The organism is Paenibacillus sp. FSL R5-0908, from assembly GCF_038006245.1.
GTDB classification, from domain to species: domain Bacteria; phylum Bacillota; class Bacilli; order Paenibacillales; family Paenibacillaceae; genus Paenibacillus_AQ; species Paenibacillus_AQ odorifer.
In genome coordinates this window covers 4,205,031-4,219,384 of record NZ_JBBOUV010000001.1, presented here as the reverse complement: position 1 = coordinate 4,219,384, position 14,354 = coordinate 4,205,031, and the positions used below count along the sequence as shown (strand labels likewise).

General features: G+C 40.5%; 18 protein-coding genes. 11 read left to right on the top strand and 7 right to left on the bottom strand.

What is annotated here, in order from left to right; genetic code table 11:
* Positions 1 to 234: 234 nt before the first annotated feature.
* Positions 235 to 1,170: a Gfo/Idh/MocA family protein gene (locus MKZ09_RS19270; protein ID WP_076200900.1), complete on the bottom strand. Its 936-nt coding sequence runs from the start codon at positions 1,168 to 1,170 to the stop codon at positions 235 to 237.
* A gap of 112 nt (positions 1,171 to 1,282) precedes the next feature.
* On the opposite strand from MKZ09_RS19270, the gene MKZ09_RS19265 reads away from it, so the two are divergent.
* The gene (locus MKZ09_RS19265) at positions 1,283 to 2,239 is read left to right on the top strand and encodes a helix-turn-helix transcriptional regulator (RefSeq protein ID WP_076200903.1); all 957 of its coding nucleotides are present in this window, start codon (positions 1,283 to 1,285) and stop codon (positions 2,237 to 2,239) included.
* A 163-nt stretch (positions 2,240 to 2,402) separates the two neighbouring features.
* Here MKZ09_RS19265 and MKZ09_RS19260 read toward each other — a convergent pair whose 3' ends face one another.
* Complete coding sequence (locus MKZ09_RS19260; protein ID WP_076200906.1) at positions 2,403 to 3,647, bottom strand: MDR family MFS transporter; 1,245 nt, start codon at positions 3,645 to 3,647, stop codon at positions 2,403 to 2,405.
* A gap of 143 nt (positions 3,648 to 3,790) precedes the next feature.
* Here MKZ09_RS19260 and MKZ09_RS19255 point away from each other — a divergent pair, with 143 nt between their 5' ends.
* The 3 genes from MKZ09_RS19255 to MKZ09_RS19245 all read left to right on the top strand — a co-directional run bounded on the left by MKZ09_RS19255 (position 3,791) and on the right by MKZ09_RS19245 (position 7,190).
* Positions 3,791 to 5,563, top strand: coding sequence for an ABC transporter substrate-binding protein (locus MKZ09_RS19255; RefSeq protein ID WP_076200909.1), 1,773 nt, complete (start codon positions 3,791 to 3,793; stop codon positions 5,561 to 5,563).
* A 255-nt stretch (positions 5,564 to 5,818) separates the two neighbouring features.
* The gene (locus tag MKZ09_RS19250; RefSeq protein ID WP_076200912.1) at positions 5,819 to 6,742 is read left to right on the top strand and encodes a ketopantoate reductase family protein; all 924 of its coding nucleotides are present in this window, start codon (positions 5,819 to 5,821) and stop codon (positions 6,740 to 6,742) included.
* A gap of 34 nt (positions 6,743 to 6,776) precedes the next feature.
* Positions 6,777 to 7,190, top strand: a complete 414-nt coding sequence (locus tag MKZ09_RS19245; RefSeq protein ID WP_076133718.1) for a VOC family protein — start codon at positions 6,777 to 6,779, stop codon at positions 7,188 to 7,190.
* Between the two features lie 126 nt (positions 7,191 to 7,316).
* Here MKZ09_RS19245 and MKZ09_RS19240 read toward each other — a convergent pair whose 3' ends face one another.
* Positions 7,317 to 7,877, bottom strand: coding sequence for a TetR/AcrR family transcriptional regulator (locus MKZ09_RS19240; protein WP_076200915.1), 561 nt, complete (start codon positions 7,875 to 7,877; stop codon positions 7,317 to 7,319).
* A gap of 153 nt (positions 7,878 to 8,030) precedes the next feature.
* Between MKZ09_RS19240 and MKZ09_RS19235 the strand changes: the two genes are divergently transcribed.
* Positions 8,031 to 8,711, top strand: coding sequence for an SDR family NAD(P)-dependent oxidoreductase (locus MKZ09_RS19235; protein WP_076200917.1), 681 nt, complete (start codon positions 8,031 to 8,033; stop codon positions 8,709 to 8,711).
* A gap of 5 nt (positions 8,712 to 8,716) precedes the next feature.
* On the opposite strand, the gene MKZ09_RS19230 is transcribed toward MKZ09_RS19235, so the two are convergent.
* Positions 8,717 to 9,109, bottom strand: coding sequence for a hypothetical protein (locus MKZ09_RS19230; protein WP_076200919.1), 393 nt, complete (start codon positions 9,107 to 9,109; stop codon positions 8,717 to 8,719).
* Positions 9,110 to 9,295: 186 nt separating this feature from the next.
* On the opposite strand from MKZ09_RS19230, the gene MKZ09_RS19225 reads away from it, so the two are divergent.
* Positions 9,296 to 10,168, top strand: coding sequence for a GNAT family N-acetyltransferase (locus MKZ09_RS19225; protein WP_081394149.1), 873 nt, complete (start codon positions 9,296 to 9,298; stop codon positions 10,166 to 10,168).
* Between the two features lie 121 nt (positions 10,169 to 10,289).
* On the opposite strand, the gene MKZ09_RS19220 is transcribed toward MKZ09_RS19225, so the two are convergent.
* Positions 10,290 to 10,457 carry a hypothetical protein gene (locus MKZ09_RS19220; RefSeq protein WP_169744777.1) on the bottom strand — a complete coding sequence of 56 codons (168 nt, stop codon included), beginning with the start codon at positions 10,455 to 10,457 and terminating at the stop codon, positions 10,290 to 10,292.
* 219 nt (positions 10,458 to 10,676) lie between these two features.
* A complete protein-coding gene (locus MKZ09_RS19215) occupies positions 10,677 to 11,135 on the bottom strand; it encodes an Hsp20/alpha crystallin family protein (RefSeq protein WP_076200921.1) in 459 nt (152 codons plus the stop codon).
* Positions 11,136 to 11,249: 114 nt separating this feature from the next.
* Between MKZ09_RS19215 and MKZ09_RS19210 the strand changes: the two genes are divergently transcribed.
* The 5 genes from MKZ09_RS19210 to MKZ09_RS19190 are packed head-to-tail and all read left to right on the top strand — an operon-like array spanning position 11,250 to position 12,913.
* Positions 11,250 to 11,474 (top strand): spore germination protein, encoded by a 225-nt coding sequence (locus MKZ09_RS19210; RefSeq protein ID WP_036687577.1) that lies wholly within the window; start codon positions 11,250 to 11,252, stop codon positions 11,472 to 11,474.
* A 13-nt stretch (positions 11,475 to 11,487) separates the two neighbouring features.
* Entirely contained in the window at positions 11,488 to 11,715 is a 228-nt protein-coding gene (locus MKZ09_RS19205; RefSeq protein WP_076200923.1) for a spore germination protein GerPB, read from the top strand.
* 42 nt (positions 11,716 to 11,757) lie between these two features.
* The gene (gene gerPC, locus MKZ09_RS19200) at positions 11,758 to 12,372 is read left to right on the top strand and encodes a spore germination protein GerPC (protein ID WP_076200925.1); all 615 of its coding nucleotides are present in this window, start codon (positions 11,758 to 11,760) and stop codon (positions 12,370 to 12,372) included.
* Positions 12,350 to 12,526: a spore gernimation protein GerPD gene (locus MKZ09_RS19195; protein ID WP_111504304.1), complete on the top strand. Its 177-nt coding sequence runs from the start codon at positions 12,350 to 12,352 to the stop codon at positions 12,524 to 12,526. Before gerPC ends, MKZ09_RS19195 begins: the two co-directional genes overlap by 23 nt.
* A 3-nt stretch (positions 12,527 to 12,529) precedes the next feature.
* Positions 12,530 to 12,913: a spore germination protein GerPE gene (locus MKZ09_RS19190; RefSeq protein ID WP_076133711.1), complete on the top strand. Its 384-nt coding sequence runs from the start codon at positions 12,530 to 12,532 to the stop codon at positions 12,911 to 12,913.
* A gap of 6 nt (positions 12,914 to 12,919) precedes the next feature.
* Here MKZ09_RS19190 and MKZ09_RS19185 read toward each other — a convergent pair whose 3' ends face one another.
* Positions 12,920 to 14,233, bottom strand: a complete 1,314-nt coding sequence (locus tag MKZ09_RS19185; protein WP_076200927.1) for an outer membrane protein assembly factor BamB family protein — start codon at positions 14,231 to 14,233, stop codon at positions 12,920 to 12,922.
* Positions 14,234 to 14,354: the final 121 nt, after the last annotated feature.

The window sequence follows — 14,354 nt, the reverse complement described above, 5'->3', positions numbered from 1 at the left end:
GGATGAAATCCCTCCAAAATGCTGTAAAATAACAGCTTTTATGAACAAGAACTAAGCATGCGTACCAAAAAGGACTAAATTTACTACTTTATTCTACAATTTCAACATATGAAAAATTCACAACAAAAAACTCAAAACCTATTCCTCACCCTAGCTACTATCTAGTAATTCCATAAATACTACGCCCATACAAACAAAACCCATGAAAAAGGATATCTACACCAACCCTTATGTTTACACAAGCTTTTTTTCTATTTTTATTGCTAGTTCCATAGCTTGTAAGGCATAGTCTAACTCGATTATTGATGTAGTACCCAACTCTAAGCATTGGAGAGCATGCGTAATACTCTTTTCAAAAGGATTAGCTTGTTCTATCAATTGTTGCTGTTTACCTGCAGAGGTATATTCTATTAATGATCCTTCAACCGTGCCGTTCATGTCGTCACTTTCTTGATAGACAAGTTTTCCTTGTTCAAAATAAGCCTCATACCCCACCGTAAAAGGATAACCAGCTGGCATTTGTGAGGAAACAACGATCTCTGCGGAGACATTCGTTTTCTGAAAATGGGTACGTACTAAAGCTTGTTCAATTCGTCCACCAGCGGTTCCCCACACAAAGTATTCTTTTAACGATCCAAGCAGCCAAGTCACAAAATCAAGTTCGTGAATCATCAGATTTGTGGAGATAGAATGAAGTCCGAGATCCCCCCAGAGAGGAGACGTTTCTCTTTTTAAGGTGAAGGCTAAAAGCTTTCCATATTTCTCATTAGAAGTGGTTTCGTATAAATATTTGTACGCAGGATCAAATTTAATAAATTGGTTCACGAGAATTCGTCTGCCATACAATTGTTCTGCTTCCTTCATCGCAAGGGCATCTTCAATGGTAAAGCATACGGGAGTTTCACAGAATACATGTTTTCCATGCTTAAGCGCCTCAACGGCATACTGTCTATGTAAAGTCACGGGCAGACAGATATCGATTACATCAATCGTGGTCTCAAGCATAATATCTTCTATATTTGTGGTAATCTCAACGCCTAACGCTTGTTTTAAATTTTGCAGCTTAGCTTCATTTCTACCATAAACAATAACTTTGTCTACATGCTTATTTTTCGTCAATAATTCTGCATGATAAGCTCCGAACCCTGTTCCTAATACGGCAATTTTCATATGTTTCAGCTCCCTTTATGTAATGAACTAATCATAACCTGTTATTGTTGACAACATCATGGCAAGAATTTTGAAGTATACTTAATAAAAAAAGAAAAGCTCGGAGGTTCTCATGCGCTTGCATCGTTTGATTGCTATTTTATTATTAGTGGAGTCGAGAGGGAAAATGAAGGCCAATGAACTAGCTCAAGCCTTGGAGACCTCTGTACGTTCAATCTATAGAGATATTGATGTACTAGCTGAAGCTGGAATTCCTTTGTTGTCTATGTCGGGACCGAATGGTGGCATCTCTTTAATGGAGGGATACACAGTTAACCTGAAGCAGTTACATGGTGAAGATGTAATCAATCTATATTTAACAGGTATGGGCATCTATTCTGGGGGACATTCTGAATCTGGTCTTAAGCTGAAGACGACGCTGTTGAAATTAGAAAAAATATTGCCCGCATCCTACCAACCTGACATTCAGAAAGCGCAAAAACGCTTTTATTTTGATGACACACCTTGGTGGACAGAACGAATAGAAATTCCCTGTCTGGAATCTATTCGGACCGCCGTTTGGCGATCTCAGAAACTACAGATTGCGTACCAAAAGGTTAGCGGAGAAATATCATACAGGAAATTACAGCCCTATGGTCTTGTGGTGAAAAAAGAGGAATGGTATCTTATAGCCTACTGTGAAGAAGCTAAGCACATCCGCACGTTTAAATGTGAGCGAATTGCCTCTACGCAGCTTGTGGAAGAAGAGTACTGTATACCTATGGATTTTTCATTAGAAGAGCACTGGAAGCAGCAGGGACAGGTTTTTAAGCAAGCTTGTAAAGAAGAAGAGATCTATCCTGTTGTGATCAGAGCTGATAACAGAACAATGTCTTCTTTATCTCAGCTAGAGGTCATGGAAATGAGGGCAGAAGGGGATGGATTCATTTTAAAAGTGAATATGTTTGGTTATGAAAGTGCATGTGCTAATATCTGGAGCATAATAGGACATTCCGAAATCATGGAGCCCTTAGAGCTAAGGCAATATGTGAAAGACCAGTTGAGTTTTCTGCAGGGAATCTATGATTAACCGTTTTTTCTATGTAAAAGAGACCGTAGCTATTGCATATTCTGCAAAGATACGGTCCCGGTTTTCTGATAAATGAATTGATTCATATAGTCAGTTAACATAACAATGATTATGTTAACTGAGATGAGGATGCTCCAGAAAATAATGTATTTAATTGGATAAGTTATCCTTTTAACGCTTTGGTTTCAACACTAAGTGTTAATTTCTCTCTGGCAACAAGTCTTTTGTGCGCTACGAGAAGAAAAGGAAGACCAAAAGCTGTTGTTAAAGCCAGCGGTACGAAGATCGTAAGGCCATTCTGGGCGCCATAATGGTCTAACAACACACCCCCGAAGATAGGTGCCATAACACTCCCTAAATTATTAAAGCCAATCGTACCAAAGTACGTTCCTTTCATTTCAGGTTTGGCAATCCGATCGATCAACATATCCATCATCGTAAAGAGTAAGACTTCCCCTATAGTGAACAGAACTACACTGATCATTAGTAGAGCCACACCACCAGCAAGCCCCACTAAGAGAAGACTAAGTGCAACGCAGATATTCCCAAGGATTAAAGGGACAATCGGTGGAAATTTACTTGCCGTTCGTACAATGGGATATTGCACTACTAACACGGTTATAGCATTCAAAGACAGCATATAGGAGAACAATTGCCCGCCATTGGTGAAATGTGTGTTCATCGCTAAATATTGAGCCATTGTTGAGCCGAAGTGACCGTATCCTAACACACAAAAGATGGTACCCAGAAGTACAGGTAGGAACACACGGTCTTTACCGGTGATTGTCAAAGCTTCGAGTAAACGTGGTGCTTGAGCTTGTGTACGGGCGGGCATGCTTGAACGATGTGCCTTAAATTGCATGAATAATACAATTCCGTATGCAACATATACGATTCCGGCGATTAGAAAAGGAAAAGTTGATTCCGCAGAGCCGAGCTGTAGACCAATGATTGGACCAAATACTACACCAAGATTAATGGCTGCATATCTAAGATTAAAGACAAGCAGCTTGCTCTCGGGTGGTGTAATATCGGACAAAAGAGCCCGTGAAGTAGGCTCGAATACAGATCGACATAAGCCGTTCAAGGTGTTCACCAGGAAAAATACCCATAGATGTTGAGCCACTGAGAATCCGAAGAAGACGGCCGCCCAGCCAAATACCGAGATTAACATCACGATTTTGCGGCCAACAATATCAGAAATATAACCGCCATAAAAACTGGCCAATACACCTGCCAGCGAGCTAACCGCGACCGTAATCCCTGTTTGTGTCGGGGAAGCTCCGAGAACTTGGGTTAGGTAGATGGATAAGAACGGGATACTCATCGAGGTCACCAGACGTCCGAACATGGTGCCGATGATAATTGTCCAGGCTAGAGGGTGAATGTGCCTTAGATGCTGATTCATAATGATTACGATCTCCTAGTCTTATTGCTCTAATATTGTTGCTGCATATTTCTTGTTGATTTATGTATAATTATAATGATAAAAGGGGGAAGGAAAAGTGTAAGAATTACATTGACCATTTCACCTTTAAAGGAGTGAACCATTTGGACCAGATAAGTAATCATTTTTTATGTTTAGCAGCAGGCGTTACTAGTTCGTTCAAAGTGAATGAACCAATTCCTGTGACGATAGATTTATTGGCTTCGATCCTGATTTGCACTCCACGTAATGTTAAATTCGTGCTGCGGAAACTGGAAGAGCAGGAATATATTCAATGGCAGCCGGGGAGAGGCAGGGGGCATATCTCTCAACTTACTTTTTTAAAAAGTATTGATGAGGTATTCGAAGATAGCTTTCAGGAGTTAGTCAGTAAAGGCAAGATAAAAGAAGCTATCGAATTGATGAGCAGCGATCAGGTGACCGGTCCCTTAAAGGAACGATTGTTAACGATGTTAAATAAACAGATGGGTTTCCGTAGTGAAGCAGAGTCAACCTCAGGGCTGGACGTCCTGCGGATTACCCGTAACCGGCATATGGAAGTACTGGACCCTGCTTATGTATACACCGCTTTTGAATCCTATTTGCTGGGTCAGATCTATAGCACACTAGTTACTTATGACGCAACGACCGATACCTTTCTTCCTGGTTTGGCCCATATGTGGGAAGCTAATGAGGACCATACAAGTTATATTTTTTACCTCCGCAAGGGGGTGCGATTTCATCACGGAAGGATCATGACCTCGAGAGATGTAAAAGAGACGCTGCAACGCCTTATCGACTTGAACAGCCCTGCGGTTAGCCTTTATAAGGATATCGAACGAGTAGAGGTTGAAGGAGATCATCGAATCCGGTTTGTGCTGTCACGTCCAAATCTCTTTTTTCTGCATCTGTTCAGTTGTATTCACATGTCCATTCTCCCATACGATATAGACATCACTAGTGAAGTGAGCGGTACAGGTCCCTACCGTTTATTGGATTTAAATGAGGATGTATTGGTGCTGGCAGCTTTTGATTTATATTTCGGAATTCGGCCGCTCCTGGATCGTGTTGAGATTTGGTATTTGCCAAAAGAAGCTTCTAATGAACGCCAATACCAGCTGCCAGATCCTGAACATGGGGAACTTTTACCTGATATCATCAGCAATCACAGTATAGATTACCCGGCCTTAGGCTGCAGATATATTCTGTTTAATTTTCATAGAGAGGGGATTCATCAGCAGCTATGGTTTCGCCAAATCATCCGTATCCTTTACAGTCGAACGGCTTTAATAAAAGAGTTGGGTGGCAATCGTATCACTCCAGCAGATAGCTTTTTGCCATGGGAGAGCAGTAAGAGAGAGCTTCTAGATCCAACTTTGGAACATGCCCAAGCGCTTTTAGTGGAAAATGGGTATCAGGGAGAAGTCATTACTTTAGCGACTAAGGATAAAAAAGAAGAACGAGAAGAAGCTTTATGGCTCCAAGCACGCGCTGGCTCCATTGGTTTGCAAATTAAATTATACTTTTTCAATGAGTTTAAGGCAGATCATATACAGACAACAGCCGAGATTCAGCTTGCTGAAGAGGTGTTAGAAGATGATTGGCAATGGGGAATGATTAACTACTTTAATAATAAATCTAATTATTTATTTTCTTTGCTTAGAGACGACCAGATTTCATTATTTTCAAAGGTGTTAGGTCCTTTCACAGAATCTCCAAAGGATGAACGGGTGAAGCTGCTGAATCAAGCGGAGGGAATTTTACGAGACAATTATTGGGTGCTGCATGGCTGTCATATGAATAAAAAAGCTCAGCTAAATCAAAGTCTGTTTGGTCTGCACACCGGTTCCTTCGGGTTTCTGGACATCTCCAAGTTATGGATTAAAACTAGGCTTTAAGCTTTTCTTTTGTTATACTTTCCAGGGAGGCTGTATCGATAGAATCGAATGGCGCTCTAGATGGATCAGATTTATGAATAGTAATTTATTTGTAGCCATGGAGGTGAACTCGTTGGATTTTGCTCAGATCCGTATGGACCGAGACAAAAGAACGGTCGATACTTGACTCTTTTTTTGCCATTCGGACCTGTTTAGCGGATAAGCTAAGCGGTCTTTTTATTTGTTTAAAATAAGGTTAAAAAAGGGGAGACTTACATGCGTTTTCTATTCGTGGGTGCAGGAGCTATTGGTGGTTATTTTGGAGGGCGTCTGGTTCAAAAAAGGGAAGATGTAACTTTTCTAGTCCGTTCTACTAAACAAAAGCAGTTAGAAGATGAGGGTCTGGCAATAAAAAGTGTGCATGGTGACTTTCAGACTCCCGTTCGGACGATTACATATAGGGAGAAGGCAGAGCCGTTTGACTGTATTATTATTGCAGTGAAGGCCTATCATTTACCTCAAATGATGATGGATCTAACCCCTTTCGTCGGTGAAAATACAATGATTCTCCCGCTCCTTAATGGGTATAAACATTTTGGTATTTTGCAGCAGCATTTTGGAGCAGAAAAGGTACTGGGTGGTCTTTGTTATATCGAAACAACGTTAGATTCTAATGGGGCTATCATACAAAGTAGTTCTTTTCATAGTATTGTGTTTGGGGAATGGGCAGGTGGGGAGTCAGAACGAACGCAGAAACTTCTCAGTCATTTGGATAAAGCAGGATTCACTGTGATACTAAGTTCTGATATTCAGCGCGAAGTGTGGCAGAAATATATATTCGTGGCTAGTTTAAGCGGGATTACAACTTTAATGGATAGCTCGGTTGGACCCATTTTAGCCTCACCTACAGCGCGTGCTATTTATGAGCAGCTTCTGAATGAGATCGTGAGTATAGCGCAAAGTGCAGGTATGTCTGTTGGAGCAGATATGGTATCGGTCACGATGCAAAAGATGGATTCGGTGCTGCCCGAATTTACCTCCTCTATGCATAGGGATATGCTTAAACATCTGCCAGTGGAAGCTGAGCATCTGCATGGTGCACTTTTGGCGATGGCTGTACCTGGTCAAGTTGCGTATCCCGTTCTTGAAACCGTATATGCCCGTTTGAAAGTATACGAAAGCGTTAATGATATGAGATGATCCGTATAAAATGACTGTAAGGAGCTGGACAATTATGAAGGAACTGAATCAAAAGATAATGACTTTTCTAATGTTCGAAGGAAAGGCTGAAGAAGCTATGAATTTCTATACTTCTTTATTTGATTACTCCGAAATCATCAATATTAAACGTTATGGAGCAGACGAAGCAGGACCTGAAGGGAGTGTCATGCAGGCTTCTTTTTCATTACATGGACAAGTCTTTATGTGTATAGATAGCTACGTGAAGCATGGATTCACCTTTACTCCAGCGGTATCCTTATATGTGAATTGTGAAAGTGAAGCTGAAATTGACCGCGTTTATGCAGCATTATCCCAGGGTGGACAGGTGCTCATGCCACTAGGCGAATATCCATTCAGTTCGAAATTTGGCTGGGTGGCGGATCAATTTGGTGTGTCATGGCAATTAAATCTTTCGGGGAATGTGTAAACGATTGATGTATTGCACGGTCAGATAATATTCTGTATCACAAGGGGCCGAGTTCGTCTGTAAATGACGAGCTCGGCCCCTTAGTGTCATGCAGCGGAAAGGTCTGAGGAATCTTCTGATTTTAACTCACGATTGCAGCCCGCGTACGACTAATGATGAAATTCTCTCGGCGACTTCTTGTTGATTTATAGTATTATTCCCTGTTACCCATTGATAGACACCTTCATGGATCATTTGTGCGATGATCGGTACATAAAAACTTTTCTCGTTATATGGGTAAATATCTCCTAAAGCGTTAGATAAGTGAACCTTCAGTTCATTTATAATCTTCTCTTTCAATTGAGGGACAATCATCCCTATATAACTGCTGCGGCATTGTATGTTCGGTTGCTGATAGAAATCGAATACCGATAATACGAGTTGAATGATACCTTCTTGATCGAATTTAATTTCTCCTTCAGTATGTTTTACAATAGCAGCGGATGCCGAATCACCCATAATATAATCCAATAATTCATATTTATCATTAAAGTGTGCATAGAACGTGGCTCGATTAACTTTAGCTCCCTTTGTTATATCGACGATTGTTATTTTCTCAAAATCCTTCAGGGAAACTAACCGTAAAAAGGAGTCAATTAAAGACTGTTTAGTCTGTGTCAGCCGAATATTGTTTACTTTAGTAGCCATTACTTCGCTCCTACCCAACAATTTAGCAATCTTGTTGCTATAGCAACATTTGCAGGTTGATTGTTGATTGATACATTAAATTAGTAGCTGTATATTAGCAATTAAAGCAACAGCTGTTACTTTAATATATCATAGAAAAGGAGTTCATCAAAAATGAAAAATATTGTTATCGTTGGTGCAGGGCCTGGGTTAGGATTGTCTCTAGCTAAAAAATTCGGAGTTAATGGATTTAGGGTGGCTGTCATTTCACGCAATCCCGAGAAATTATCAATGATTATAAGTGAACTTAAGAAACTTAATATTGAAGCACAATCTTTTGTAGCGGATGTGACAGATTTAGCAGCTCTAAAACAAGTCTTTCAAGCGATAATAAAAGAGTTTGGTTCAATCGATGTACTAGAGTTCAGTCCGTATGCAGGGTGGGATAAATTCACTCATGTGCTGGAAACTACACCTCAAAGTGTGTTGGAACAAATAAACAGTTACTTGCTGCCCGCCGTTCTTTCAGTTAATGAAGTATTACCCGATATGATCCATAGAGGATCAGGAGCCATTCTTTTTACCACTGGTATTTCTGCTATGTTCCCGTTACCTTTTGTAGGAAATGGCGGCATTGTTATGTCCGGTATACGAAATTATGCTAATGCTTTACACAATGAGTTAATAGATAAAGGAGTATTTGTCGGCCATCTTTCCATAGGGACAATGATACAAGCTGGAACAGCTGGTGATCCTGATGTTATTGCAGAAACTTGGTATAGCTTATATGAAAAGCAAGATAACTTTGAGGAAGTATTCCCTCTAGGATTCGACCTGACCCATCTTCCAAATTAAAAAACTTAATTACATTGCTGAACAACGGTTGTGCGTTCATTAGTAATCGTGACTTTGGAATGACCTGATAAATATTCGGTATAACCGCATACGGTTTGTTCTTTAGACTGTCCGTTAGAGTTGGTGTATCGAAGATATATAGCACCTTCACCTTTTAAAATCAATTTTGGTTTAAATTTTTTCTTTTGTCCTGCTTTTATTGGATTTGTATACAATTTCTTTGAATCTGCACGAATTAATCCTACTTCGATAGAGCTAATCTCAACATCAGATTGATTATCTACGATGACTGAGAAGCTTTTAAACGGACTCAGAAGATTTGATATCGTCCCTATACCAAGAACAACTCCACAAGCAATCAGAAATATCGTAATCCCTATAAAAAATCGTTTTCTCATCTTTCAGTCCCCCTATATAAGTAAGACAGGGTTCTCCTGAAAAATGTTACAACAAGGAGAAGTTATTTATAACAATTCATTACCAAATAAAGCGTGGACATGCATGTTATTATAAATATATTCCATATTAATGTTTTGAAAAGGGGTTTTGTATTGACTACTATTCGTCATTTTGAACAAGGTGACATGCCATTACTTGGTGAACTTTATAACTCAGTATCTTCAAAGGGGAATGTTGTTTTTTGGTGGGTTGGTAATGAGGAAAATTGGGAAAATGTATATTGCGCTTTCGAGGACGGTAAAATGGTGGCCAAAGGTCAAGTGAGCATCATCAATATTGTGCCGCCCGGCCGTTCCAAGGATAGCAGACATTCGATCTACCTGAACTTAAAAACAATACCAGAACGTGAAGGCGATTATGATTTATTAGAAAAAGTGTATCAGTCACTCTTATTAAGAGCACTTGAATTAAAAGAAACGTTATCGAAGGAGTACAAAACCACTCTATGTGTAGGGAACGATTCGGCAGAGGTCTTGAATACTCAATTTTTCGAAAAAGTGAAGGGCTTCTCTCATTATAATAGCTTATTTAAGATGAAACACAATCTTAGTGATAGCTTGTCTGAACCCACTCTGGCTGAGGCGTTTGAATTCGCAACCTGGGATATGGAGACGCCTGAAGAAGAAGCGCATTATTTGGAATTAGAAGCTGAGGTTTGGCCGGAAACTCCGCTAGGAAAAGAACGGTTAGCTGAGTTTAAACAAAATCGGCTCTGGACATCACTTGTTGTTCGAGAAGGAGAGAAGGTTGCGGGTAGCTTAATGGTCTGGCAGGAAGAGGAGGGTGGCTACATCGAGAATGTATTTGTACTTGAACCTTGGAGAAGATCCGGAATTGCTAAGTACATGCTTTTTCAAGCATTGAGCTATTTTAGAACCCACGGACTGGAAGAGGCATGTCTGATGGTGCTTACGGAAAATGATTCTGCATTACGGCTATATGAATCTGTCGGATTCATTCTAACGAATGAGGAAAGACGATATCGGATTGAACTATAAAAGTTTTTGAAAGTGAAGGATTACCAAGCAAAGTGCGATAGCTTTTTTGTCGAGGCTAGGTTCGAGGTTAAGGTCGCACTTTATTTGGTAACCTGTTCTGTGAATTATCTGCTAAGTGCTTTCATGCCTTTTGCTTCCCATCACATTTCTTACATACGTTAAGCTTTTCACCTGAAATGCCTTTCCCGAAGTACAACAGCTTAATACGTGTGCTTCCACAGATAGGACATGTTCCTCTGGCCCGGGATGGAATGCGCCAAAGTGCTTTGCCGCGTTTGTTTTTAGACATGATTTGACCCCACCTTTACTCTTAATACTCCATCTTATGACCAAGAGGAACTTAAAGTTCGAAGAGCGAAAAGAATAGAAATCGGAAGAAAAAGGGCCAAAAAACACCCTTAAAAAACAGCGTATAACTTAAATTATACGCTGTTTTGATTTTAAGGCGTTTTTTTAGGGGGAATGGGGCACTTGGACGAGTAAAATAGGTGGATTTTAAAGGAATATTTTATAAATAACGGATGTCGATATCTTTGAATCTTCCCGCTGACATTTTAGGCATTCTGAATTGCAGGGAACCTTGCTTATAAGTGCCTCTACTCTGATCTGGAATGACGGGAACTGGCAACTGAATAATCTCGCTATGATCTTTTCCTAAACCTGTTAATTTTATTTGTGTGCGACTGATTTGTGCCCATATACTTTCGGGGTGGATTCCGCTCGGAATACGAATTTTGGTAATCAGGTGATTATGAGTGTCAATATGCTCAAAACTTAAACTTGAGGTTTCGTTCATAAATGAAGAGGAGGTCGCTGCAGTTGCTTCACGGATTACTTTTTCGACATACCCGTCAATTTGGTTAGGATCCAACTTCCACTGCTCTTCAAGAGCTTTCAAGGATAACTTTTTCTTAAAAAAGGGATCTTCATTCATCCAATCTAAAGGGTTCGTCTTATTGGGACTCATGGCTCTACGCCTCCTACGGTTTTTTATCTATTGTATGGGCGTTTGACTTATTCAGTGACATCTGGGCGAATATCTACATAGAATAGCTTATCATTCCGAAGGAGGAGTGGTTTGGTGGTTTCAATCATCGGCAATATTAAAATCAATAGCGTAGGCCCAAGCTCCACAGTCTTAGTAGGAAATACGGCATCCGTTATCCTGAGCAGCAACTCTAAAATTTATGCCGGTGCCAACTCCTTCTCCATTGGTGACTCCATAGGTACGAATATAACGAATAATGCGGCCAGTAGTACTAATACGATGGATTCAGATGTGGTGGATCAAGTATCACCTCCTTAAGGGTGGGGTTTAAATGAACATTACGGTGTATCAATGCATATCGATCTATAATCTAAAAATCGGCACTATCTCTAATTCCTCGGTTCTTCAGGTAGGTACATCGGGACGAATCAATACTTTGTCTCATAATTATGAGACCTCTGGAGCTCCAACAACGCCTCCAACGACTCCAACGGAAAAAATGGATTCACCCCTTGTGCCCTTACCGCCAGCGGCGGAACTATATGCACATCTGAATTAGGCTCTTTGTCCCCGCATACAATAAACCATAGGAGGGGGTTGTATGCATCCGTATTATGCTCAACAGGTTTTTAATGCACTAAGATTGCAAGCGGAGAAGATTCAACAGCTAGAGAAGCAGCTTCGAGATTTGCAAGGCGATGTAGACAGCATAAAGAACAATAAATCTGCAAGTATAGGACCTATTAATTATCATTTTGAACAATTAAAAATCGAAAAGCTGGAAGGCACTTTAAATATAGGCATTACACCGAATGAGGGGAACAATCTGGATGAAGCGATGATCAACGGTAAATCTATTGGAGAGCAGGAAGTAGGTACAACTGCCTTATCGGATCAGATTCGCCCACAGATTTTGAAGTATGTGCAAGAAGAGGTTCCCTCGCAATTTTCACGATTAGAAAAAGAGAAGAATTTAAGCATTGATGAGCAATATATCCAAATGGTGACTCAGGATCTGCTGAATCAGATGGATGGACGGATTAACGAGTATGTAAGCCAACTCCCTGCCACAGTGGAAGGGCGTGGATATACTGATGAAGAATGCGCATCTATTGTAGAGCAAATCAAACGAGATATCGTTACGGCAGTAGAGCGGCATTTGGAAATAAATATAACCGGAAGGCGGGAGACGAATGAAGATAACGGTGATCAATAGAGATATTAGTGTCAATGCAGTGAAAGTCGTTTCGATCTCGGGTTCATCAGTATTTTTAGTAGGGGATACTCAATCCATTCATTGCTCCTCGGCGTTTGACAGCGTAATAGAATATACTCAGAGCGCTCCAGATCAAGTTAAAAAAGGCAGTTAATCTATGCATATCTCTCGCATACAAGATGTCTATATCAACAATCTGTCTGACAGTTCTATTTTTATATGTGGATCTGTAAACCGGGTTCAATCTAAATTTCTGGGAAGCAAGGAGAATTACCTTTTTGACATAAAGGAGATTAATAATCGTACGAAAGATACTACACTAATAGATATTCCTATCCCTGTGTGGACAAACGAAGGGCATGAAGCGGATGAGTTTGTGATATTAAAGGATTCCGCAGAATCAACGATTAATATACAATATATCAAAATTCTGTCGATTGGTTCTGGCACGACCTTCCAGATTGGGAACAGCGGGTCAGTTCATCTGGAGAGTCGAACCAGTGAGTTTAAACGAGAAGTGGCTGCAAAAGAAGAGGAGTAACAACAACTATTTTAATTCTTTTGGCAGGGGGATCGCGAATATATCGTGCTCCGTCTGGATGTAGAGAATACCATTCGCACTGAATAGTGTGCCGTATTGTTGTGCTCCGGTCTTTACTTTGCCAAGTGTTTTTCCTGTTTCTGCATTTATGATATAGAAGTAGCCATTCTCATAGCCAGCGTAAATCCCCTTACCCAGAAATTGAACGCTAAGCGCGGGACTGTCCGGTCCGTTGAAGCTAATAATGCGATTATCGTTCATTTGAACGCCAGTGATCTGTGCACCCTTTTGGAAAAAAGCCATGTTATTTACTGGTCCAGCCACCCAATCTCCGTACTCCTGATAACTTTTGGGTTCGCTCGTTGTTTCTTGACCTAAGGTAAAGCGGTATAGTGGATGACCACCCCATTGATCTAAACCTCCATCGACTGTATATAGATACGAGCCTTGAAGTGATGTGAAATAATTACCGAGTCTACTGACATCTTCGAGCGGTTTGTAGTTCTTTTTGGTCTTCGCTTTTCCAGTTTTAACATCAATATGTACCAGGGTCATCTGATAGCCTTTAAGAGGCTCGTTAGAGGTATCATTTGCAGCATTGGCTTGTTCGCGGAGTATTAATTCACCATTCCGGTAAGCAACAAAGCTATAGAACCCCTGAATTCTCCATAACCTCTTGCCTGTAGCCGGATCAAGACCGAAAAACTGCGTACGCCTATTATCAACGGTACTGGATACTACCAATACCCCGTTATAAAGGCCGTCGATACTTCCTACATACATAGGGATATCTTTATTTTCCCAGATCTTTTTACCAGTAACCGGATGATAAGCTGCAATTCCACCATGCTCGTTCCGGAAGTATAACACTCCGTTAACTAACTCCGCGAAAGCACCGATCTCAATCGGATCTTTGGCAGCCTTAACCTTCCAAAGCAACTTCCCCGTTTGGGCATTAACTTTTACAAGATAACCCTCATAAGTGATAAAGAAAACTGAATTATTCGTTATAATCTCAGGATTTGTTCCGTTTTTGTAGGACCATTTAACTTTGCCTGTACTGAGCTCGGCGGCCTTTAGTGTTCCGCCTGAAGAATAATAGAATAATCCATTTGCAATAGGGGCCTGTTGGCTATAAATTCCTTGACCATCTGCCTTGTCGTGCCATAAGGGTTTAATTATGTTGATGGAGTCGCCGGTTGTTGAAGAGGAGGTAGGGGTTGTTACTGCTGCTTGAGCACCAGGCAAATATATTCCAGCTCCAGATACGAGCAAGGAGGAAGATATAACAGTCTTTAGGATAAACGGTACATATTTCACGATTTTAGCTCCTTATAGATCATTTATAATATATTGACGCGGGTAATGGATATTTGTTTCTCAATTGTAAAAATACACTTGTTAACATAATAAACATTATGTTAACAATAAAAGGCGAATC

Excerpts from the sequence above, each read along its gene's own strand:
- MKZ09_RS19270 (WP_076200900.1), bottom strand. The coding sequence starts at position 1,170 with ATGAAAATTGCCGTATTAGGAACAGGGTTCGGAGCTTATCATGCAGAA.
- MKZ09_RS19265 (WP_076200903.1), top strand. The coding sequence starts at position 1,283 with ATGCGCTTGCATCGTTTGATTGCTATTTTATTATTAGTGGAGTCGAGA.
- MKZ09_RS19260 (WP_076200906.1), bottom strand. The coding sequence starts at position 3,647 with ATGAATCAGCATCTAAGGCACATTCACCCTCTAGCCTGGACAATTATC.
- MKZ09_RS19250 (WP_076200912.1), top strand. The coding sequence starts at position 5,819 with ATGCGTTTTCTATTCGTGGGTGCAGGAGCTATTGGTGGTTATTTTGGA.
- MKZ09_RS19245 (WP_076133718.1), top strand. The coding sequence starts at position 6,777 with ATGAAGGAACTGAATCAAAAGATAATGACTTTTCTAATGTTCGAAGGA.
- MKZ09_RS19240 (WP_076200915.1), bottom strand. The coding sequence starts at position 7,877 with ATGGCTACTAAAGTAAACAATATTCGGCTGACACAGACTAAACAGTCT.
- MKZ09_RS19235 (WP_076200917.1), top strand. The coding sequence starts at position 8,031 with ATGAAAAATATTGTTATCGTTGGTGCAGGGCCTGGGTTAGGATTGTCT.
- MKZ09_RS19230 (WP_076200919.1), bottom strand. The coding sequence starts at position 9,109 with ATGAGAAAACGATTTTTTATAGGGATTACGATATTTCTGATTGCTTGT.
- MKZ09_RS19225 (WP_081394149.1), top strand. The coding sequence starts at position 9,296 with ATGCCATTACTTGGTGAACTTTATAACTCAGTATCTTCAAAGGGGAAT.
- MKZ09_RS19220 (WP_169744777.1), bottom strand. The coding sequence starts at position 10,457 with ATGTCTAAAAACAAACGCGGCAAAGCACTTTGGCGCATTCCATCCCGG.
- MKZ09_RS19215 (WP_076200921.1), bottom strand. The coding sequence starts at position 11,135 with ATGAGTCCCAATAAGACGAACCCTTTAGATTGGATGAATGAAGATCCC.
- MKZ09_RS19205 (WP_076200923.1), top strand. The coding sequence starts at position 11,488 with ATGAACATTACGGTGTATCAATGCATATCGATCTATAATCTAAAAATC.
- gerPC (WP_076200925.1), top strand. The coding sequence starts at position 11,758 with ATGCATCCGTATTATGCTCAACAGGTTTTTAATGCACTAAGATTGCAA.
- MKZ09_RS19195 (WP_111504304.1), top strand. The coding sequence starts at position 12,350 with ATGAAGATAACGGTGATCAATAGAGATATTAGTGTCAATGCAGTGAAA.
- MKZ09_RS19190 (WP_076133711.1), top strand. The coding sequence starts at position 12,530 with ATGCATATCTCTCGCATACAAGATGTCTATATCAACAATCTGTCTGAC.